The sequence below is a fragment of the Nitrospira moscoviensis genome (genome assembly GCF_001273775.1).
In the GTDB taxonomy this organism is placed as follows: Bacteria; Nitrospirota; Nitrospiria; order Nitrospirales; family Nitrospiraceae; genus Nitrospira_D; species Nitrospira_D moscoviensis.
The window spans coordinates 3791792-3813174 of the sequence record NZ_CP011801.1 but is presented as its reverse complement, the minus strand read 5'-3'; the positions used below and the strand labels follow the sequence as shown (position 1 = coordinate 3813174).

Here is a 21383-nt window from a genome sequence, read left to right as displayed (position 1 = left end):
TAACCGTCGTGTCTCGCCTCTCCATAGGTTCAACAAATTCACCGGCCCTGCCGTTCCCTTTGAGTAACTATCTGGCAGCTTCCATCGATCGACTGAGGGTTTTGCCGGAGGTCCGGTCCGATCACAGGTCGCGCATACGGAGATATGCATGGCAAAACCGGTTGAAACTCTTGGTTTCATCCGGCTGAGCGGAAGCTCTGCATAACCGCATATTCCTTTTCTGCTTCTGTCGGCGACCACCTGTTTGTGAAGCACGCAGGCTTTCATCCCTATTCGTCAATCCAGTCAATCCTTTAGCCCTCCATCCCGGAAACTTCCGCTGTCGTAGCGTTCCTGGCAGTTCCTTTGCTCTCACCGCCCGGTGCGGCGCGGCCTGGTCTTCATCGGCGCGCCTAGTCGAGAGGAAGGGAGGTGGGAGGAGGGCCACGATATCGTGCAGAGGTGCAGGCAAGCACTTTTAGCAGGGAGGTTAACCACATGTTTTTGTCACGTCGGCAATTCTTGAAAGTCTCCGCGGGGACCGTCGCGGCCGTGGCCGTGGCGGACAAGGTCCTGGCGTTGACCGCGTTGCAGCCGGTCATCGAAGTCGGGAACCCGCTGGGCGATTATCCGGACCGGTCGTGGGAGCGCGTCTATCACGACCAATACCGGTATGATTCATCCTTTACCTGGTGCTGCTCTCCGAACGACACGCACGCCTGCCGCATCCGGGCCTTCGTCCGGAACGGCGTCGTGATGCGGGTCGAACAGAACTACGACCACCAGACTTACGAAGACCTGTACGGGAACCGGGGCACGTTCGCGCACAACCCGCGCATGTGTCTCAAGGGCTATACCTTCCACCGCCGGGTGTACGGCCCGTATCGGTTGAAGGGGCCGTTGATGCGCAAGGGCTGGAAGCAGTGGATGGACGACGGCTCGCCGGAGCTGACGCCCGAGACCAAGCGCAAATACAAATTCGACAGCCGCTTCCTGGACGACATGCTGCGCGTGTCGTGGGACACGGCCTTCACCTACGCTGCCAAGGCGATGATCATCGTCGCCACGCGGTACAGCGGTGAAGCGGGCGCGCGGCGCTTGCGCGAGCAGGGCTATGCGCCGGAGATGATCGAGATGATGAAGGGCGCGGGCACGCGCTGCTTCAAGCACCGCGCCGGCATGCCGGTGCTGGGGATCGTCGGCAAGATGGGCAACACCCGCATGAACGGCGGGATCAACGCGTTGCTCGACACCTGGATCCGCAAAGTCCAACCGGAACAGGCGCAGGGCGGCCGCTACTGGTCGAACTACACCTGGCACGGCGACCAGAACCCGGCCCATCCCTGGTGGTCGGGCGCGCAGGGGTCCGACATCGACCTCTCCGACATGCGCTTCTCCAAGCTGAACACCAGTTGGGGCAAGAACTTCGTCGAGAACAAGATGCCGGAAGCGCACTGGAAGTTGGAATGTATCGAGCGCGGCGCCCGCGTGGTCGTCATCACGCCCGAATACAATCCGACGGCCTATCGCGCCGACTATTGGATGCCGCTGCGGCCGGAGTCGGACGGTTCGTTGTTCCTCGGCGCCATGAAGATCATCGTCGATGAGAACATGCACGACATCGACTTCCTGAAGGAGTTCACGGACGCGCCGATCTTGGTGCGCACCGACACCCTGCAGTATTTGGATCCGCGCGACGTCATCGCCGATTACAAACTGCCGGACTTCTCCAAGAGCTATTCGGGCCGGATTCAGTCCTTGAAGCCGGAGCAGATCGAGCGCTTGGGCGGCATGATGGTCTGGGACTTGAACAAGAAGCAGGCGGTCCCGCTCCATCGGGAGCAGGTGGGCTGGCACTACAAGAACAGCGGCATCGATGCGGCGCTGAACGGCACGTTTCGCGTCAAATTGTTGAACGGCCGCGAGATCGACGCGATGCCGGTGTGGCAGATGTACCTGGTGCACTTCCAGGACTACGACCTAGACACCGTGCATCAGATCTGCCGGACACCGAAGGACCTGATCGTCCGGTGGGCGCGCGATTCGGGCACCATCAAGCCCGCCGCGATCCACAACGGCGAAGGTACCTGTCACTATTTCCATCAGACCATCAATGCCCGCGGCGCCGCGATGGTGCTCATCATCTGCGGCAACGTCGGAAAGTTCGGGACCGGGCAGCATACCTGGGCCGGCAACTACAAGGCCGGCACCTGGACGGCGACGCCCTGGTCCGGCGCCGGGATCGCGGTGCACACCGGCGAAGATCCCTTCAACATCACCACGGATCCGAACGTGCACGGCAAGGAGATCAAGACCAAGTCGTACTACTACGGTGAGGAAGTGGGCTATTGGAACCACGGCGATACGGCGTTGATCGTGAACACGCCCAAGTATGGACGCAAGGTCTTCACCGGCAAGACCCACATGCCGACACCCAGCAAATTGCGTTGGGTGACCAACGTGAACGTGCTCAACAATTCGAAGCACCATTACGACATGGTGCGCAACGTGGATCCGAACATCGAGACCCTGATCACGCAGGACATCGAGATGACCTCGGACGTGAACCACAACGATATCGCCTTTGCCTGCAACACCTGGATGGAGTTCACCTATCCGGAAATGACGGTGACGGTGTCCAATCCCTGGGTGCAGGTCTGGAAGGGCGGCATCCGGCCCCTGTACGACACCCGCAACGACCTCGACACCTTTGCGGGCACGGCGGCGAAACTGAGTGAAATGACCGGCGACAAGCGCATGAAGGACTACTTCGCGATGGTCTATCTGAATCGCGTGGATGTCTATGTGCAGCGCATGCTCGATGCCTCCAGCACCTTCTACGGCTACAGCGCCGATACGATGCTGAAGTCGGAAAAGGGCTGGATGGTGATGGTCCGGACCTATCCGCGGCATCCGTTCTGGGAAGAGACCAACGAGTCGAAGCCCATGTGGACCCGCAGCGGCCGGTACGAGAACTATCGCATCGAGCCGGAAGCCATCGAGTACGGCGAAAACTTCATCAGCCACCGGGAAGGCCCGGAGGCGACGCCGTACCTGCCGAACGCCATCTTTACGACGAACCCGTACTGTCGGCCGGATGACTACGGCATTCCTGTCACGGCGCAACACCACGACGATAAGACGGTGCGCAACATCAAGCTGTCGTGGCACGAAATCAAGCGGCACTCGAACCCGTTGTGGGAGAAGGGGTACCAGTTCTACTGCGTGACGCCCAAGACCCGGCACCGGGTGCACAGCCAGTGGTCGGTGAACGACTGGGTGCAGATCTACGAGAGCAACTTCGGCGATCCGTACCGCATGGACAAGCGGACACCGGGCGTGGGCGAGCACCAGTTGCACATCAACCCGCAGGCGGCCAAAGACCGCGGCATCAACGACGGCGACTACGTCTATGTGGACGGCAACCCGGTGGACCGGCCCTATCGCGGCTGGAAGCCCTCGGACCCGTACTACAAGGTCGCGCGGTTGATGATCCGGGCCAAGTACAACCCCAGCTACCCGTACCACGTCACGATGGCGAAGCACGCCCCGTACGTGTCGACGGCGAAGTCGGTCAAGGGCCACGAGACGCGGCCCGACGGCAGAGCGATTGCGGTCGACACCGGGTATCAGTCCAACTTCCGGTACGGGGCGCAGCAGTCCTTTACCCGGTCGTGGTTGATGCCGATGCACCAGACCGACAGCTTGCCGGGCAAACACGCGATTGCCTGGAAGTTCAAGTGGGGCTATCAGGTCGACCACCACGCGATCAATACCACGCCGAAGGAATGTCTGATCCGCATCACCAAGGCGGAAGACGGCGGCATCGGGGCGCGCGGGCCGTGGGAACCGGTCCGGACCGGCTTTACCCCGGGCCAAGAGAACGAATTCATGATCAAGTGGCTCAAAGGTGAGCACATTAAGATCAAGGTGTAAGCCCGTTAACCATTTGATTATGAGAAGGAGGAGTCACAATGCCAGAAGTCTATAACTGGCAACTGGGACGGAAGATGCTGTATCCCTACGAGGAGCGGCATCCGAAGTGGCAGTTTGCCTTCGTGTTCAACATCAACCGGTGCTTGGCGTGCCAGACCTGCAGCATGGCCGATAAGTCCACCTGGCTCTTCTCCAAGGGCCAGGAGTACATGTGGTGGAACAACGTGGAGACCAAGCCCTACGGCGGGTATCCGCAGTTCTACGACGTGAAGATCACGCAGCTGATCGAGCAAGTGAACCCGGGCGGGCAGGTGTGGAACGTGCGGGTGGGCCGCAAGCACCATGCGCCCTACGGGGTGTTCGAAGGGATGACCATTTTCGACGCGGGGGCCAAGGTGGGCCAGGCGGCGATCGGGTACATCCCGACGGACCAGGAGTGGCGGTTCGTCAACATCTACGAGGATACGGCGACCTCGATGCGGGCCTTGGTCGAAGGCATCGACAAGACCGGGTTCTCGCGGGACGAGCCGTGGAAGATGACGGGCAGCTCGCTGCCGGAGCATGAAACGTTCTTCTTCTACCTCCAGCGGATCTGTAACCACTGTACGTACCCCGGCTGTTTGGCGGCCTGTCCCAGAAAGGCCATCTACAAGCGGCCGGAAGACGGCATCGTGTTGATCGACCAGAACCGCTGCCGGGGGTACAAGAAGTGCGTGGAGCAGTGCCCGTTCAAGAAGCCGATGTACCGGGGCACGACGCGCGTGAGCGAGAAGTGCATCGCGTGCTATCCGCGGATCGAAGGCAAAGATCCGTTGACGGGCGGCGAGCCGATGGAGACGCGCTGTATGGCGGCCTGCGTGGGGAAGATCCGCATGCAGAGCCTGGTGCGCATCGGGGAGGACGGCCTGTGGGCCGAAGACCGGTGGCATCCCCTGTACTACGCGATCCGCGTGGAGCAGGTGGCGCTCCCGCTGTATCCCCAGTGGGGTACCGAGCCCAACGGCTACTACATCCCGCCGCGGCACAGCCCACGCGGGTATGCGCGGCAGATGTTCGGCCCGGGCGTGGACAACGCCATCGAGAAGTACCTGGTACCGAGTCGGGAACTGTTGGCCGTCCTCCAGCTCTGGCGCGCGAGCCAGCAGATCATCTTCCGGTACGATGTGATTCCGGGCCCGAAGGTGTTCGAGACCCAGATCCACGGGAAGCGGTTCGAGATGTACAACGACACCGTGCTGGGCTTCAACAAGTCGGGCAAGGAAGTGGCGCGCATCCAGGTCGAAGAGCCGATCTACATCAGACCCGCGGAACGGGTGACATGGCTCTAAGACTGTGCTCTCCCGGCGCGCGTCATTAAGAGCGTACCGGGCTTGAGCAAGCTCGCGGCAGGCGGCGTAGGGACGGGCAGGGTATCGAGAGGATGCCCTGCCCGTTTCTTTCTCTTTCGAAAGACCGAAGGGGAGTCCGCTGGACCGCCGGAGCGTGTGGCGCACAACAAACGTTAACCAGCCCTCGTAGAAAGCCGAGACCCCTGCCCTGTAAAATTTTGTCCGCCCCCCATCAGCATTTACGAGTGTCTAATTGGCCTGTGAGGCTCTATAAGCATACGTCCCATGGTGTCGGATAGCTCTGTTCTTGTTCCGCGAGAGCTACGATGGGAGATTCCGGTACACATACCTCCTCCATATTCCATGCTCTGCGGACTTCCATCGTCGCCAAGCTAGGAGGCCTGTTCGGCCTTCTCGCCCTCGTCTACAGCCTCTTCCTCTTTGTCACGACTTCGCTGACAAGCGAATTGATCGGCGTGACCGCGGCGATCAATCAAGCCGGCACTGAGCGTATGCGTATCTATCGCATCGGAGTGTTGCTGTTGGATCTCGGCCGAGACACGGGTCAGTCCGATGTTCGCGAGGCGATCGTCGAAGAGCGCACGCGATGGGAGCAGGTGTTGGACGAGCTGCGCTCGGGTTCGGAGAGCCAAGGGGCACTGGGTATCAACGATCCGCTGGTTCCGCGCCGGATCGAGGAGCTACGGCAGCGCTGGGTGCAAAACCTCCGTCCGACCATCGACCTGGCGATCACTGTCTCCGGCGCACGGCTCCAGAGCGCGCAGAATGCATATCTTGCCCAGGCGGATTCCCTTGTCGCGAGCGTGGCTGAGATCGTGCACTTGCTTGAGCGGCAGGCAGCAGCCCGCACAACCCGCCTCTATACGCTCCAGTTAAGCTTCTTGGTCCTCTCGTTGAGTTTGATGGGGATCACGATTGTGGTGTTGCACCGGAAAGTCGGTGCACCGCTGGGGAGACTGACACAGCGAGTCAGAAGCCTGGTGGCCGGCGATGTAGAAGCGCCTCCGCAGCCGGTCGCCGCCGACGAAGTGGGGAAGTTGGTCTCGGGTTTCGAACAGGTGGCCGACAATTTCCGTATCAATGTCCAGGAACTGGAAGCCTTGCATGCGACCGGCCAAGAGATTACCTCCCTGGGAGTCGGCGGATTGGAGAACGCGCTCCGTCGCATCGTCGATCGCGCCGCAGACCTCGTGCACGCGGATCTGGCGATCCTCCTCGTCCGCCATCCGATGATGGATTGTTGGATGGTCGAGGCGGCGTCCGGAGCGGCCTTCGACACCTTGCGGCATCAAATCGTCTTGCCCGAAGAGACACCCTTCGCCAATCAAACGTTCGAGACGAAACAGCCGGTCGTGGTGGAGGAACTGGCGCTGTATCACGACCAGCCCGTGCATTTTCGAGATCAATTCGGAGCCAAGAGCTATCTCGGCGTGCCGTTGCTGGGACCTCACGACAGCATGGGGATCTTGGGGCTGTGGAGTACGAGCTCTGTGCGCCACTTTACGAATCGGGATGTCCGTGCCGCGCAGCAATTCGCGGTGTATGCGTCGGTCGCGATGGAAAACGCCCGGTTGTTCGACGAGCTCGAATCCGAGTCGCGGCAATTACGGGAGAAACTGAAATCGGTGGAACGAACCATCGCCGAGCTCACGCACGAAGTCAAAGCCCCGGCCGGACGAGTGGCGGAGTTTGCGTCGTGGATCGAATCCGATTATGGGCCTCGGCTCGATGAAAAAGGCCTGCGGTACTTGAGCTATATCAAAAAGGAGGGGAGGGACCTCGCCGATCTGGCTCAGCGCACGTTGGACGTTGAACGGCTGATGAAGGTGTCGGCTCCTCTGGAAAGCGTAGACGCCCTGGAGGTGATTCAGGAAGTGACGCAATTGCTGAGCGCCGACTGCGCGAAACACGGCGTCCGCCTGGACATTGTCGACAGTGCATTTCCTCGTTTCGCCTGCCGGCGGATTCATCTACGGCAGATTCTGGAAAATCTGCTGAGCAACGCCATCAAGTACATCGGCCGGCAACCGTCGCCTCGCGTGGAAATCGGCTGCGCCGACGACGAGATGGGCCCCGTGCTGTATGTCCGAGATAACGGCATGGGCATCGATGTGTCGATGCGAGAAGAGATCTTTCTGCCGTTCAAGCGTCTCGTGGGCCATGAAATCGCCGGTGCGGGAATCGGCTTGTCGGTCGTGAAGACCGTCGCTGAGTTGTACGGAGGACACGTCTGGGTGAAGTCGCAAATCGGTGTCGGCAGCACGTTTTATGTCCGGCTTCCGGCCATGGCTCGAACGCGTCCGGTCAAGGCCGATTCTCTTACCTGAAACAGAGGCTGTTATGAACGCCACCACGGAGAAAGTGTTTACCATCTTGCTGGTCGAAGATAACGGCGGCGACGTCGAGATGTTTCTGCGGACCGTCGAAGATGAATTGCCGCGCCAGGACGGTGAACGAGTCGAGCTCGTCATCAACGCGACGGGCGAAGGAGGGCTGAAGCGGCTCCATGAACAACAGATCGACCTCGTGATTACCGACGTGCGGCTTCCCGGCATGAGCGGTATCGAATTCGTCAGGCAGGTGCAGGAATTTGATCGGCTGATCCCCATCATCGTCATCAGTTGGGTCGATACGGTCGACACCGCGCTGGATGCGGTTCGTCACGGTGCCTTCGATTATGTGGTCAAGCCGTTCGAAAAGTTCAATTTGGCGGCCCGCATTCACCGCGCGATGCGCATGGCCGATATATTCGCCACCGTGCGTCAAAAGCCGCAGCCACGGGACGTGATGCCGTTCAAAGACCTGCTGGGCGTCAGCCCCGGGATCACCGGCGTCAAGCAGGCCATCCAGAGGGTGGCCACTGTGCCGACGACGACCCTGATCGTCGGAGAAACGGGAACCGGAAAGGAACTGATCGCCAAGGCGATCCATGAGCGAAGTGCCGAGCGGGCCGGGCCCTTTCAAATCGTGGATTGCACGAGTTTCGCGGAAGGGACCGTCGAGAGCGAGCTGTTCGGCCATGTCCGCGGCGCCTTCACGGGGGCGGTCTCAGATCGGAAAGGGCTCATTGAAGCCGGCAGCCAGGGAACGGTCTTTCTGGACGAGATCGGCGAGCTGCCGCTGGGGCTTCAGGCCAAGTTGCTCCGTGTGCTCGAAGAAGGGGAAGTCCGGGCGGTGGGCAGCAGTCAGCAGCGAAAGGTGAGCGCCCGGTTCATCGCGGCGACGAACAGGAATTTGATGGAAAAAGTGAAGGACGGTTCCTTCCGGAAGGACTTGTTTTTCAGGCTCAACGTGATGGTGATTCATGTGCCGCCGCTGCGCGAGCGAACGGAAGATATCCCCTTCCTGGCCCGTCACTTTATCCAGCAATTTGCCAACGAGTTCGGCAAATACATGGACGGTATTAATCCTTCGGCGATCACGGAGTTGGTGGCCTATGCGTGGCCCGGGAATGTCCGGGAGCTGCGGAATGTGATCGAGCGGGCCGTCATGCTCGCGGAAGGGCCGGAGATCGGTCAGGCGGAGATCGCCCGGATCCTGCGGTCCTCCAACGGCGAGGGAGAATGGGAAGTGTTTGAAGATTATTTGCATCTCCCCTATGCCAAAGCCAAGGAAAAAGTTTTGGAGGAGTTCAACCGTCGGTATCTCTCGTTTAAGCTGTCGAACCACGACGGAAACGTGAAGCAGGCGGCGAGCGAGGCCGGTGTTCCTCGGTCGTATTTCCATGAAATCATGCGGCGCTATCTGAAAGACATGGAATAGATTCATCGTGTCAGGTTTTTCTGACTCGAAGATGCGTCCATTGTCAAAAAGTATTTAGGCGTCAATGAGTTGCGTCCTGCGGATAGCCTCTAGAACCGCCTTGCTAGAATTTCTCAATAAAACCAAGACCCTAGCTTCGAGCAGATCACGCCGAGTCAGACTTTCCTGACTCGACATCTTTCCGCCTCCCTCTAAGTCGCTGAATTCTCTGTGCTCTCCACGCAGCTCGTCTATCTCCGCTAATGGCACATCGCTTGTAGTAGTCAATCGGCACTGTGTTGCCAGAAGGGAGGTGATGGATCGCTTGGGCGGTGAGGAGTGCAGTTCGACTAGTCATTTAGCAGGGAGGTTAACCACATGTTTTTGTCACGTCGGCAATTCTTAAAAGTCTCCGCGGGGACCGTCGCGGCCGTGGCCGTGGCGGACAAGGTCCTGGCGTTGACCGCGTTGCAGCCGGTCATCGAAGTCGGGAACCCGCTGGGCGATTATCCGGACCGGTCGTGGGAGCGCGTCTATCACGATCAATACCGGTATGATTCATCCTTTACCTGGTGCTGCTCCCCCAACGACACACACGCCTGCCGCATCCGGGCCTTCGTCCGGAACGGCGTCGTGATGCGGGTCGAGCAGAACTACGACCACCAGACCTACGAAGACCTCTACGGGAACCGCGGGACGTTCGCGCACAACCCGCGCATGTGTTTGAAGGGGTTCACGTTCCACCGCCGGGTGTACGGCCCGTATCGGTTGAAGGGCCCGTTGATGCGGAAGGGCTGGAAGCAGTGGATGGACGACGGCTCCCCCGAGCTGACGCCCGAAACCAAGCGCAAGTACAAATTCGACAGCCGCTTCCTGGACGACATGCTCCGTGTGTCCTGGGATACGGCCTTCACCTATGCCGCCAAGGCCTACGTCGTCATCGCCACGCGGTACAGCGGCGAAGCGGGCGCACGGCGGCTGCGCGAGCAGGGTTATGCGCCCGAGATGATCGAGATGATGAAGGGCGCAGGCACAAGAACGACAAAGTTCCGTGCCGGGATGCCGGTTTTGGGCATTGTTGGGAAGATGGGAGTCACTCGGTTCAACGGCGGTATTCAGTCGCTGTTGGACACCTGGATTCGGAAAGTCGGGCCGGATCAGGCGCAGGGCGGCCGCTACTGGTCGAACTACACCTGGCACGGCGACCAGAACCCGGCCCATCCCTGGTGGTCGGGGGCGCAAGGCTCCGACATCGACCTCTCCGACATGCGCTTCTCCAAGCTGAACACCAGCTGGGGCAAGAACTTCGTCGAGAACAAGATGCCGGAAGCGCACTGGAAGTTGGAATGTATCGAGCGGGGCGCCCGCGTGGTCGTCATCACGCCCGAATACAATCCGACCGCCTATCGCGCCGACTACTGGATCCCTTTGCGGCCGGAGTCGGACGGCTCCTTGTTCCTGGGAGCCATGAAGATCATCGTCGATGAGAACATGCACGACATCGACTTCCTGAAGAGCTTCACCGACGCCCCCATTTTGGTCCGAACCGACACCCTCCAGTATTTGGATCCGCGCGACGTCATCGCCGATTACAAACTGCCGGACTTCTCCAAGAGCTACTCGGGCCGGATTCAGTCCTTGAAGCCGGAGCAGATCGAGCGCTTGGGCGGCATGATGGTCTGGGACTTGAACAAGAAGCAGGCGGTCCCCCTCCATCGGGAGCAAGTCGGCTGGCACTACACCAACAGCGGCATCGACGCGGCGCTGAACGGCACGTATCGCGTGAAGCTGTTGAACGGCCGCGAGATCGACGCGATGCCGGTCTGGCAGATGTACCTGGTGCACTTCCAGGACTACGACCTGGACACCGTGCATCAGATCTGCCGTTCGCCCAAGGATCTGATCGTCCGGTGGGCGCGGGATTCGGGCACCATCAAGCCCGCCGCGATCCACAACGGCGAAGGCACCTGTCACTATTTCCATCAGACCATCAATGCCCGCGGCGCCGCGATGGTGCTCATCATCTGCGGCAACGTCGGGAAGTTCGGGACGGGTCAGCATACCTGGGCCGGCAACTACAAAGCAGGTGTCTGGACCGCGACGCCGTGGTCGGGCGCGGGTCTGGCCGTGCACACGGGTGAGGATCCCTTCAACATCACCACGAATCCGAACGCCCACGGCAAGGAGATCAAGACCAAGTCGTACTACTACGGCGAGGAAGTGGGCTACTGGAACCACGGCGATACGGCGTTGATCGTGAACACGCCGAAGTACGGCCGCAAGGTCTTCACCGGCAAGACCCACATGCCGACGCCGAGCAAAACGCGTTGGGTCGCCAACGTGAACGTGCTCAACAACGCCAAGCACCATTACGACATGGTGCGCAACGTGGATCCGAACATCGAGATGTTGATTACGCAGGACATCGAGATGACCTCGGACGTGAACCACAACGATATCGCCTTTGCCTGCAACTCGTGGATGGAGTTCACCTATCCGGAAATGACGGTGACGGTGTCCAATCCCTGGGTGCAGATCTGGAAGGGCGGCATCCGGCCCCTGTACGACACCCGCAACGATTTGGATACGGCAGCGGGAGTGGCGGCAAAGATGTCTGAAATCACCGGCGACAAGCGCATGAAGGACTACTTCGCGATGGTCTATCTGAATCGCGTGGACGTCTATGTTCAGCGCATGTTGGACGCGTCCAGCACCTTCTACGGCTACAGCGCCGATACGATGCTGAAGTCGGAAAAGGGCTGGATGGTGATGGTCCGGACCTATCCGCGGCATCCGTTCTGGGAGGAAACGAACGAGAGCAAGCCGATGTGGACGCGGTCCGGGCGGTACGAGACTTATCGTATCGAGCCGGAAGCCATCGAGTACGGCGAAAACTTCATCAGCCACCGGGAAGGCCCGGAAGCCACGCCGTACCTGCCGAACGCCATCTTTACGACGAACCCGTACTGTCGGCCGGATGACTACGGCATTCCTATCACGGCGCAACATCACGACGACAAGACCGTGCGGAACATCAAGCTTACCTGGCATGAGATCAAGCGCCACTCGAACCCGTTGTGGGAGAAGGGGTACCAGTTCTACTGCGTGACGCCCAAGACCCGGCACCGGGTGCACAGCCAGTGGTCGGTGAACGACTGGGTGCAGATCTACGAGAGCAACTTCGGCGATCCGTACCGGATGGACAAGCGGACGCCGGGCGTGGGCGAGCACCAGTTGCACATCAACCCGCAGGCGGCCAAAGACCGCGGCATCAACGACGGCGACTACGTCTATGTGGACGGCAACCCGGTGGACCGGCCCTATCGCGGCTGGAAGCCCTCGGACCCGTACTACAAGGTCGCGCGGTTGATGATCCGGGCGAAGTACAACCCGGCCTATCCGTACCATGTGACGATGGCCAAACACGCGCCCTATGTCTCAACCGCCAAATCCGTGAAGGGCCACGAGACGCGGCCGGACGGGCGCGCCATCGCGGTCGACACCGGCTATCAGTCCAACTTCCGGTACGGGGCGCAGCAGTCCTTTACCCGGAACTGGTTGATGCCGATGCACCAGACCGACAGCTTGCCGGGCAAACACGCAGTGGCCTGGAAGTTCAAGTGGGGCTATCAGGTCGACCACCACGCGATCAACACGGTGCCGAAGGAATGTCTGATCCGCATCACCAAGGCGGAAGACGGCGGCATCGGGGCGCGCGGGCCGTGGGAACCGGTCCGGACCGGCTTTACCCCGGGCCAAGAGAACGAATTCATGATCAAGTGGCTCAAAGGTGAGCACATTAAGATCAAGGTGTAAGCCCGTTAACCATTTGATTATGAGAAGGAGGAGTCACAATGCCCGAAGTCTATAACTGGCAACTGGGACGGAAGATGCTGTATCCCTACGAGGAGCGGCATCCGAAGTGGCAGTTTGCCTTCGTGTTCAACATCAACCGGTGCTTGGCGTGCCAGACCTGTAGCATGGCCGACAAGTCCACCTGGCTCTTTTCCAAAGGGCAGGAGTACATGTGGTGGAACAACGTGGAGACCAAGCCCTACGGCGGGTATCCCCAGTTCTACGACGTGAAGATCACGCAGCTGATCGAGCAAGTGAACCCGGGCGGGCAGGTGTGGAACGTGCGGGTGGGCCGCAAGCACCATGCGCCCTACGGGGTGTTCGAAGGGATGACCATTTTCGACGCGGGGGCCAAGGTGGGCCAGGCGGCGATCGGGTACATCCCGACCGACCAGGAGTGGCGGTTCGTCAATATCTACGAGGATACGGCGACCTCGATGCGGGCCTTGGTCGAAGGCATCGACAAGACCGGGTTCTCGCGGGACGAGCCGTGGAAGATGACGGGCAGCTCGCTGCCGGAGCATGAAACGTTCTTCTTCTACCTCCAGCGGATCTGTAACCACTGTACGTACCCCGGCTGTTTGGCGGCCTGTCCCAGAAAGGCCATCTACAAGCGGCCGGAAGACGGCATTGTATTGATCGACCAGAACCGCTGCCGGGGGTACAAGAAGTGCGTGGAGCAGTGCCCGTTCAAGAAGCCGATGTACCGGGGCACGACGCGCGTGAGCGAGAAGTGCATCGCGTGCTATCCGCGGATCGAAGGCAAAGATCCGTTGACGGGCGGCGAGCCGATGGAGACGCGCTGTATGGCGGCCTGCGTGGGGAAGATCCGCATGCAGAGCCTGGTGCGCATCGGGGAGGACGGCCTGTGGGCCGAAGACCGGTGGCATCCCCTGTACTACGCGATCCGCGTGGAGCAGGTGGCGCTCCCGCTGTATCCCCAGTGGGGGACGGAGCCCAACGGCTTCTACATCCCGCCGCGGCACAGCCCGCGAGGCTATGCGCGGCAGATGTTCGGCCCGGGCGTGGACAACGCCATCGAGAAGTACCTGGTGCCGAGTCGGGAACTGCTCGCCGTGCTCCAGCTCTGGCGAGCGAGCCAGCAGATCATCTTCCGGTACGATGTGATTCCGGGCCCGAAGGTGTTCGAGACCCAGATCCACGGGAAGCGGTTCGAGATGTACAACGACACCGTGCTGGGCTTCAACAAGTCGGGCAAGGAAGTGGCGCGCATCCAGGTCGAAGAGCCGATCTACATCAGACCCGCGGAACGGGTCTCCTGGCTCTAAGGACCGCCGGTGTCCGGGGGAAATTCGCACCGGCGCAGCTGTGACTGGGCTGCGTCGAAGAGCGCCTCGGCGCTGAATCAACCAAAGGGCAGGGAGTTCACACGGACTCCCTGCCCTTTGTCATGAAGGGAGCAAGTTCGGCGTGCCTCTGTGGATGCCCCGCGTGACCCAGATCATCGTCAGCCTGCTCATCATCGCCAGCGGCGTCTGGGGAGGAGAAGCGCTCACCAAAGTCGATCAGGACCTCCGCATCATCTATACCGAATACACCTTGGCCGCGACCGATCTCGGGCACATGAACGCCCGGCTGATCCGATACAGAACCACCATTCTGAGAGCGATCGAAGCGGACAGCCGGCAGCAGTTCGAGAACATCGCGTCGTCATTCCCGGCTCAACGCGAACGGATCGAAGCCACGATCGACCGATACATCAAGGCCAGCCGCAAAGCCTCGTCGCATCACAAGGTCCAAGAGCAAGAACGGGCGGCGTTGATCGACGTGCGCGAGAAGTTGGATCAGTATATCAATGCGTCGCACCGCACTCTCGAAATCCTCCGCGCCCGCTGGAAGACCTCGTCGCCTGCCGAGATCCGCCGCCTCCGCGACGACGCGGAACAACATGCCGCCCAACAAGCGGGGCCGAAGCTGATCGCCGTGTCCTTTGCCCTCGATCGGCTGTTGGAGATTGTAGCGGAGATCGCCGGAGAGGCGAGGAACGAAGCCGAGTCCCTGCTGCGCATGGCCACGAGTGTGGTGACGGGTGTGAGCATCCTCCTAGTCGTCATGGTCCTGTTTTTTCCGGCCGGGAGACGGCCGTCCCGCTCCTGATTGCCCTTCCCCGATCCCGCATGGCGGACTGATCGGAACTCCCCTCGCGTTCTCCGCACGGCGGATCACCGAATCCTGCGCTGTAAGAAGCGGTCGGATTACGAGACCTACCGGCAAGCTGAGGTGATCCATGAAGACCCAACTGCATTGGGCGATCCATCATGCCGGTCAGGCCATACGCGCCTTCCGCTTCCGCGCCGCCTGGTGGTGGTTGAGCCAGCGCGTGGAGTTTGCCACGTGGCGGGTGCGCCTTGAAGAGACCGTGCCGGCGGCGGGGCCGGCGACCCGCCGGATGCGGCGGCCGCCGAGCTTTCAGATGTTCTGACTCTCCCGCTGTCCTCACCAAGGAGGAACTATGCGCTGTCCCAACTGCCGAAAAGTCATGTTGAGCACCAGCTCTCAGACGGTCGAGGACGACCGTGGCGCGATGACGGTCACCCGTTGGCGCTGTCGGCCTTGTCATGAGACTGCCGAAGAGATCTGGCTCAGCGCCGGCTATCGCGGGTCCGCTCCAATGACCTTCCGATACAGCGTGGCGGAGCCAAGGAAGCGGGACAGTACGGTTCAACCGATCGACACACGGCACAAGGATGCTTGGGCCCATGCGGGATCTTGTTGAGGCGCTCCGAGCCCATTGGCCCGAGTATGTGATGGAGGCGGCCGGTCTGGGGCTTTTCATGGTCTCCGCGGCGGTGGTGACCACCGCCCTCGAGTATCCGCACTCTCCGCTTCATACCATTGTTCCCGACGCAGTGGTTCGACGTTTGCTGATCGGTCTCTGCATGGGGGGGACGGCGATCGCCCTCATCTATTCGCCGTGGGGGCAACAGTCCGGCGCGCATCTGAATCCCGCCGTCACGATGGCGTTCTTCCGGCTCGGCAAGATCCGATGGACCGATGCCTGCTTCTATATGGTGGCCCAATGCCTGGGCGGGGTCGCCGGCCTGCTGATCGCTGCGGCTGCCATCGGCATGGCGATCGAAGATCCGCGCGTGAACTACGTGGTCACGGCTCCGGGATTCTACGGAACCGGCGCGGCGTTCGCCGCGGAGCTGCTCATCTCGTTCGTCCTGATGTCCGTCGTGCTGATCGTCTCGAATCAGGCCGCCTTGAACGCGTGGACCGGCCTCATCGCCGGTTGTCTCGTCGCCCTGTACATCACCGTTGAAGCGCCGCTGTCCGGAATGAGCATGAATCCGGCGCGCTCGCTCGCGTCTGCATTGCCGGCCCATGTCTGGCGCGCGTTCTGGATCTATCTCACCGCGCCGCTCCTCGGCATGTTGTTGGCCGGCGAATGTTACGTCCGCGCTCGCGGCGCGCATGCGGTGCTCTGCGCAAAGCTCCACCATCAGAATGACAAGCGCTGCATCTTCCGCTGCGGGTACGGAAGTAAGGCCGGGGCGTCCGTCTAGCCACCATCGTGCTTCGTTCCCAGTTTGTAAGTTCTCCCTCCCTTGCCAGACAGACGTGCAAGACGCGGACGTCAAAGCGCAACAGCGAGATCCGCGCTCACCACACAACCACTAAGGAGGCGTTATGAGTGCGAAGACGGCGTTCAGGATGGGCATACTTTCCATGGTGACGGCAGCCGGCTTGTTCGCGGCCTCGAACGGCTTTGCCGCGGATGCCCACACGACGGCGAAATTCGAAGGCGTCAAGGCGAACAGCGGCACCGCCATGCATGGGCGGTCCGGCAACAACGACACGCTGACCTGGTCGGACGACTTCAAGATCCCCGACACGCCCGCACCCCACTGGCAGGTGGTCGATACGAAGGGCAACGTGTTTTTGCTGCAGCGTCTGAAAATCAAGGGCGACAAGGAAAACCGCACGATCACGCTGCCGCCCTATGTGCACGATGTCGCGAAGGTGCAGATCTACTGTGCCTGGGCGGAAGCGTTGCTCGGTGAAGCGGCGTTCGCCAAACCGATCATGACGGCCTCCGGCGAGCACGCGAACGGCATGAAAGCCGACAGCGGGATGAAACACGACAGTATGGCGATGGGACGGTAACGCCTGGTGAAAGGTAAGGGGCTGGGGGCCAGAGGAGCCCATAGCCCCTTGCCCGTACCTCGCGCCGGTGCTCGGCAAGGAGAGCGACGATGCGAACATGCATGTTGGCGACGATGACCGTGATGTTCTCCATAGGGACCGCGCAGGCACAGCTCTTCGAGAAAACCGCCTTGACGCTCGACGGCGCGAAGAAGATCGTCGCGGCGGCCGAGGCCAAAGCGAAAGCCGAAGGAGCACGGGTAGTCATTGCAGTCGTCGATGACGGCGGCAGTCTGCTGCTGCTCGAACGGCTCGACGAGGCCCAGATCGCCAGCGTGAACGTCGGCATCGACAAGGCCAGAACGGCCGCCATCTACCGCCGCCCCAGCAAAGTCTTCGAAGAGCAAGTGAAAAACGGCCGTGTGTCTGCGCTGGCCCTGCACGGCGCGGTGCCGCTCCAAGGCGGAGTGCCGATCCTGGCCAACGGCCGCGTCATCGGCGCCATCGGCGTCAGCGGGGAAACGCCGCAGCAGGATGAGGACATCGCGCTCGCCGGCGCCGCCGCGGCGGCCACGTTCACGAAGCCGTAGAGACGTCCAGCGATCGAAGCGGGCGGCCGACGGCTGAAGAGTGGTAGGAGACGACGAGGAAAGGAGACGGCTCATGAAACGGTTCATCATACCTATCGCCATAGCGGCGGTGGCGCTGTGTGCTTCAAACGGCTCAGCCGAATCGGTTTCGGATACGCGCAGCCTCACGCTGGAAGGCGCCAAGAAGGTTATCCAAGCCGCCGCCGCGGAAGCCCAGCGCGTCCATGGGCCGGGCGGCTCGATCGCCGTCGTGGATGAAGGCGGCAATCTGGTGGCCCTCGAGCGTCTCGATCAGACCTTCGCCGCCAGCGCGAACATTGCCATCGGGAAGGCGCGCACCGCGGCGCTCTTCAAGAAACCGACGAAGGTCTTCGAAGAGGCGATCAAAGGCGGCCGCACCTCGATGGTCACGCTCGGCGGCGACCTGCAGAACTTCACGCCGTTGCAAGGCGGCATTCCGCTCGAATGGGAAGGCAAGGTCGTCGGCGCGATCGGCGTCAGCGGCGCGGCCAGCGCGCAGCAGGATGAGGAGTTGGCCCTCGCGGGCGCGAAGGCGCTCGGGTCGATGGCGATGGCCGGGATGGCCGACGGCCATGCTCCATTGCCGGTGACCTATATCGAGAGTGGGAAGGTAGCCGCGTCGTTTGAGAACGGGGCGGTGTTGGTCGGCGAAGACGAACACATGATGCATGCGGCGCGCAATTATATGGTGCACGCCAGCCATCGGGATAAGCCGGGCGCCGTGGAGATCCATGAATATGACACGGATATCGTCTATGTCCTGAAGGGCTCGGCGACACTCGTGACCGGCGGCATGCCGGTAGATGCCAAGACGATCGCACCGCATGAGTTTCGCGCGCCGGCCGTCGAAGGCGGGGACACACGCGCGCTCGTACCCGGCGATGTCGTCATTATCCCGAACGGGGTGCCGCATTGGTTCAAGGAAGTCAGCGCGCCGTTTGACTATTACGTCGTGAAGGTGCGGTAGGGGTATGCGGGAGGGCAGGTCTCTTCGCTCGCTGAACGCGCACGCAGGATTTATTCAATGTGAGGCAATGGGCGGTGCTCGTTCAATGCGCGCGGTAGAGACCTGCCCTCCCGCATACCCCATGGGATAAGTGGAGGAAGACATGGGGAAGTGCAAAGCTGTGTGTGCGATGCTCCTGCTCCTCGTTCCGCAGGCGGCTGTTGCGCAGGTGACCGGCGACGCCCCCGGCGTGCGGCCGGATGCGATTGTGGATTTGAAGACCGATGAGGGTGTGGCGCTGGTCAAGGGACAGTGGCGGTACCGTGACGCCAGAGTGATCGAGGTGGATCATCATGGGCCGGGAGCCGACCTGGCTCCGTCCGGCCCGCCGAATCGCACGCAGGACATCGATCTCCATGCCGGCGCGGCGGACTTCGATGATTCGACGTGGGAGCGGCTCACGCCGGCGCAATTGGAAGAGCGGCGATCCACCGGACGGCTCTGTTTCAACTGGTATCGCACCAGCGTGACGATTCCGGACAGGATCGGCTCGTTCGATCCGGCCGGCTCCACCGTCGTCTTTGAAATCGCCATCGACGACTATGCGGAAATCTGGGTGGACGGCAAGCTGCCGCTGGTGCTGGGGCAGCCGGGCGGGCACGTGATCAAAGGATTCAATACGCCGAACCGTGTCGTGCTGACGGGACACGCCCGGCCGGGCCAGAAGATCCAGTTGGCCGTCTTCGGCATCAACGGCCCGCTGTCACATCCTCCCGGCAATTTTATCTGGGTCCGGTCCGCCGTGCTGGATTTCTACAAGACCCATCGCGTCGGGCCGACTCAATTCGTGCGGACCGAGATCGTGCAGACGGACCCGGCGCTGGATCACCTCGTGGCGCCCGGGACGCAACTCGAAAAACTCGCCGGTGGCTTTCTCTTCACCGAGGGACCGGTCTGGGTCCCGGCCACCGCCAAGGCATCGGGCTATCTCCTCTTCAGCGACCCCAACGCCAACACCATCTATCGTTGGTCACCGGAAGGGCAGGTCTCCGTCTTCCGCACGAAGAGCGGCTACAGCGGCTTCGACGTGGGTGAATACCATCAGCCCGGCTCGAACGGGCTGACGCTCGACCGCCAAGGCCGGCTCACGATCAATCAACATGGCAATCGGCGAGTCATCCGTGTCGAGCCGCGCGGGAACATCACCGTGCTCGCCGATCGCTACGGCGGCAAGCGGCTCAACAGTCCGAACGATCTCGTCTACCGATCCGACGGCGCGCTGTTCTTCACCGATCCGCCGTTCGGGCTTCCCCAGACATTTAACGATCTCCGCAAGGAACTGCCCTACAGCGGCGTCTATTGCGTCAAGGACGGCGAAGTCAAGCTGGTGAGTACGGATCTCGATGCGCCGAACGGCATCGCGCTGTCGCCGGACGAACAGACGCTGTATGTGAACAATTGGAATGACCGGCGGAAAGTCATCCTTCGCTACGATGTCAATCCCGACTGCACGCTGGCGAACGGCAGGCTCTTCCACGACATGACACAAGCGCCGGGCAACGATGCGCTCGACGGCTTGAAGGTGGATCAGGAGGGGCACGTCTATTCAACGGGGCCGGGTGGGCTCTGGATCCTCTCGCCGGACGGCAGGCAGCTCGGGCTCATCAAAGGCCCGGAAGACCCGCACAACATGGCTTGGGGCGACGATGACGGTAAGGCGCTCTACATCACGGCTCAGACGGGGATCTATCGGATCAGGATGAATGTGGCGGGAGTGAGGCCATGAATCCGCGTGTGTTGAACCCTATTATTGCAGCAGTCCTGGTATCCACGCTGTGGCACGCCTTGCCTATGCGGGCTGAAACGGTCCCCCTTGCTATCACCAGCCTCGATCCACGCTTCGATCTGCTCGTGCCTCACGATGCCGCGCTCGAAACGATCGCTGACGGTTTCACCTGGGTCGAAGGACCGGTGTGGCACAGGCAAGGCGGCTATCTGCTCTTCTCCGACATCCCGGCCAACCGTATCTATAAATGGAAAGCCGGCGAGGGGGTGAGCCTGTTTCTCGAAGGCAGCGGGTACAGCGGCTCTACGCCGTTTGTCGGAAAGGAACCGGGATCCAACGGATTGGCGTTAGATTCGAAGGGGAACCTCCTCCTGTGCCGGCACGGCGATCGTCAAATCGGCAGACTGGAAGCGGACGGCCGCATCACGGTTCTCGCCGATCACTATGGCGGCTACCCTCTCAACAGCCCGAACGATCTCGTCTTCAAATCGAACGGCGACCTGTACTTCACCGATCCGCCGTTCGGACTGCCGGGCGTCTTCGACGATCCCGCAAAAGCGCCGGTGCAGGGCGTGTATCGCCTTGCGAACGATGGCACGGTCGTGCGCCTCATCAGCGACATCAAAGCCCCCAACGGGATCGCGTTTTCGCCGGACGAAAAGACCTTGTATGTCTCCGATGTCGATCCGAAGCGGGCCGCCTGGCTGGCCTACGATGTGCAGCCGGACGGGACGGTGGCGAACGGCCGCGTCTTGCTCGATGCGACCCGCTGGCGACAAGACCCGTTCTTCGGCCCGGATGGCTTCAAGGTCGATCGGCACGGTAATCTCTTCGGGGCGCGACCGGGCGGCATCAGCGTCATTGCATCGGACGGCACGTTGCTCGGGACGATCGAAACCGGCCGGCCTACGTCGAATGTCGCCTGGGGCGAGGACGGGCGGACCCTCTTTGTCACCGGCGGGTCGGCGCTCTACCGTCTCAGACTGGCGACCGGCGGAGCCGGGTGGTAACAGGAGCGCGCGCCGGCCCGTCCGCTGAAGCCCTTGCTCAGGAATCCATGCTCAATGGAT

At 61.4% G+C, this 21383-nt stretch carries 14 protein-coding genes; all 14 read left to right on the top strand.

Going from position 1 to position 21383, the window contains the following annotated elements; genetic code table 11:
• Nucleotides 1-477: 477 nt before the first annotated feature.
• Nucleotides 478-3915 (top strand): molybdopterin-dependent oxidoreductase, encoded by a 3438-nt coding sequence (locus tag NITMOv2_RS18535; RefSeq protein ID WP_053381280.1) that lies wholly within the window; start codon nucleotides 478-480, stop codon nucleotides 3913-3915.
• A gap of 38 nt (nucleotides 3916-3953) precedes the next feature.
• Nucleotides 3954-5243, top strand: coding sequence for a 4Fe-4S dicluster domain-containing protein (locus NITMOv2_RS18530; RefSeq protein ID WP_053378141.1), 1290 nt, complete (start codon nucleotides 3954-3956; stop codon nucleotides 5241-5243).
• Between the two features lie 326 nt (nucleotides 5244-5569).
• Nucleotides 5570-7591, top strand: a complete 2022-nt coding sequence (locus tag NITMOv2_RS18525) for an ATP-binding protein (protein ID WP_053381279.1) — start codon at nucleotides 5570-5572, stop codon at nucleotides 7589-7591.
• A gap of 13 nt (nucleotides 7592-7604) precedes the next feature.
• Nucleotides 7605-9026 carry a sigma-54-dependent transcriptional regulator gene (locus NITMOv2_RS18520; protein ID WP_053381278.1) on the top strand — a complete coding sequence of 474 codons (1422 nt, stop codon included), beginning with the start codon at nucleotides 7605-7607 and terminating at the stop codon, nucleotides 9024-9026.
• A 357-nt stretch (nucleotides 9027-9383) separates the two neighbouring features.
• The gene (locus NITMOv2_RS18515) at nucleotides 9384-12821 is read left to right on the top strand and encodes a molybdopterin-dependent oxidoreductase (RefSeq protein WP_053381277.1); all 3438 of its coding nucleotides are present in this window, start codon (nucleotides 9384-9386) and stop codon (nucleotides 12819-12821) included.
• Between the two features lie 38 nt (nucleotides 12822-12859).
• Nucleotides 12860-14149, top strand: a complete 1290-nt coding sequence (locus tag NITMOv2_RS18510; RefSeq protein WP_053381276.1) for a 4Fe-4S dicluster domain-containing protein — start codon at nucleotides 12860-12862, stop codon at nucleotides 14147-14149.
• 142 nt (nucleotides 14150-14291) lie between these two features.
• Nucleotides 14292-14978 carry an MCP four helix bundle domain-containing protein gene (locus tag NITMOv2_RS18505; protein ID WP_145976423.1) on the top strand — a complete coding sequence of 229 codons (687 nt, stop codon included), beginning with the start codon at nucleotides 14292-14294 and terminating at the stop codon, nucleotides 14976-14978.
• Between the two features lie 130 nt (nucleotides 14979-15108).
• Nucleotides 15109-15303: a hypothetical protein gene (locus NITMOv2_RS18500; protein WP_053381274.1), complete on the top strand. Its 195-nt coding sequence runs from the start codon at nucleotides 15109-15111 to the stop codon at nucleotides 15301-15303.
• Between the two features lie 277 nt (nucleotides 15304-15580).
• Entirely contained in the window at nucleotides 15581-16390 is an 810-nt protein-coding gene (locus tag NITMOv2_RS18495; RefSeq protein WP_202967263.1) for an MIP/aquaporin family protein, read from the top strand.
• A 124-nt stretch (nucleotides 16391-16514) separates the two neighbouring features.
• Nucleotides 16515-16991, top strand: coding sequence for a hypothetical protein (locus tag NITMOv2_RS18490; RefSeq protein WP_053381273.1), 477 nt, complete (start codon nucleotides 16515-16517; stop codon nucleotides 16989-16991).
• 89 nt (nucleotides 16992-17080) lie between these two features.
• The gene (locus tag NITMOv2_RS18485) at nucleotides 17081-17560 is read left to right on the top strand and encodes a GlcG/HbpS family heme-binding protein (protein ID WP_202967262.1); all 480 of its coding nucleotides are present in this window, start codon (nucleotides 17081-17083) and stop codon (nucleotides 17558-17560) included.
• A 73-nt stretch (nucleotides 17561-17633) separates the two neighbouring features.
• A complete protein-coding gene (locus NITMOv2_RS22995; RefSeq protein ID WP_083448184.1) occupies nucleotides 17634-18548 on the top strand; it encodes a heme-binding protein in 915 nt (304 codons plus the stop codon).
• Nucleotides 18549-18690: 142 nt separating this feature from the next.
• Nucleotides 18691-20313, top strand: coding sequence for an SMP-30/gluconolactonase/LRE family protein (locus NITMOv2_RS18475; protein WP_083448183.1), 1623 nt, complete (start codon nucleotides 18691-18693; stop codon nucleotides 20311-20313).
• Nucleotides 20310-21323 (top strand): SMP-30/gluconolactonase/LRE family protein, encoded by a 1014-nt coding sequence (locus tag NITMOv2_RS18470; protein WP_053381271.1) that lies wholly within the window; start codon nucleotides 20310-20312, stop codon nucleotides 21321-21323. Before NITMOv2_RS18475 ends, NITMOv2_RS18470 begins: the two co-directional genes overlap by 4 nt.
• Nucleotides 21324-21383: the final 60 nt, after the last annotated feature.

Excerpts from the sequence above, each read along its gene's own strand:
- NITMOv2_RS18495 (WP_202967263.1), top strand. The coding sequence starts at position 15,581 with ATGCGGGATCTTGTTGAGGCGCTCCGAGCCCATTGGCCCGAGTATGTG.
- NITMOv2_RS18490 (WP_053381273.1), top strand. The coding sequence starts at position 16,515 with ATGAGTGCGAAGACGGCGTTCAGGATGGGCATACTTTCCATGGTGACG.
- NITMOv2_RS18520 (WP_053381278.1), top strand. The coding sequence starts at position 7,605 with ATGAACGCCACCACGGAGAAAGTGTTTACCATCTTGCTGGTCGAAGAT.
- NITMOv2_RS18485 (WP_202967262.1), top strand. The coding sequence starts at position 17,081 with ATGCGAACATGCATGTTGGCGACGATGACCGTGATGTTCTCCATAGGG.
- NITMOv2_RS18515 (WP_053381277.1), top strand. The coding sequence starts at position 9,384 with ATGTTTTTGTCACGTCGGCAATTCTTAAAAGTCTCCGCGGGGACCGTC.
- NITMOv2_RS18530 (WP_053378141.1), top strand. The coding sequence starts at position 3,954 with ATGCCAGAAGTCTATAACTGGCAACTGGGACGGAAGATGCTGTATCCC.
- NITMOv2_RS18470 (WP_053381271.1), top strand. The coding sequence starts at position 20,310 with ATGAATCCGCGTGTGTTGAACCCTATTATTGCAGCAGTCCTGGTATCC.
- NITMOv2_RS18475 (WP_083448183.1), top strand. The coding sequence starts at position 18,691 with ATGGGGAAGTGCAAAGCTGTGTGTGCGATGCTCCTGCTCCTCGTTCCG.
- NITMOv2_RS18525 (WP_053381279.1), top strand. The coding sequence starts at position 5,570 with ATGGGAGATTCCGGTACACATACCTCCTCCATATTCCATGCTCTGCGG.
- NITMOv2_RS18510 (WP_053381276.1), top strand. The coding sequence starts at position 12,860 with ATGCCCGAAGTCTATAACTGGCAACTGGGACGGAAGATGCTGTATCCC.
- NITMOv2_RS18535 (WP_053381280.1), top strand. The coding sequence starts at position 478 with ATGTTTTTGTCACGTCGGCAATTCTTGAAAGTCTCCGCGGGGACCGTC.
- NITMOv2_RS18500 (WP_053381274.1), top strand. The coding sequence starts at position 15,109 with ATGAAGACCCAACTGCATTGGGCGATCCATCATGCCGGTCAGGCCATA.
- NITMOv2_RS22995 (WP_083448184.1), top strand. The coding sequence starts at position 17,634 with ATGAAACGGTTCATCATACCTATCGCCATAGCGGCGGTGGCGCTGTGT.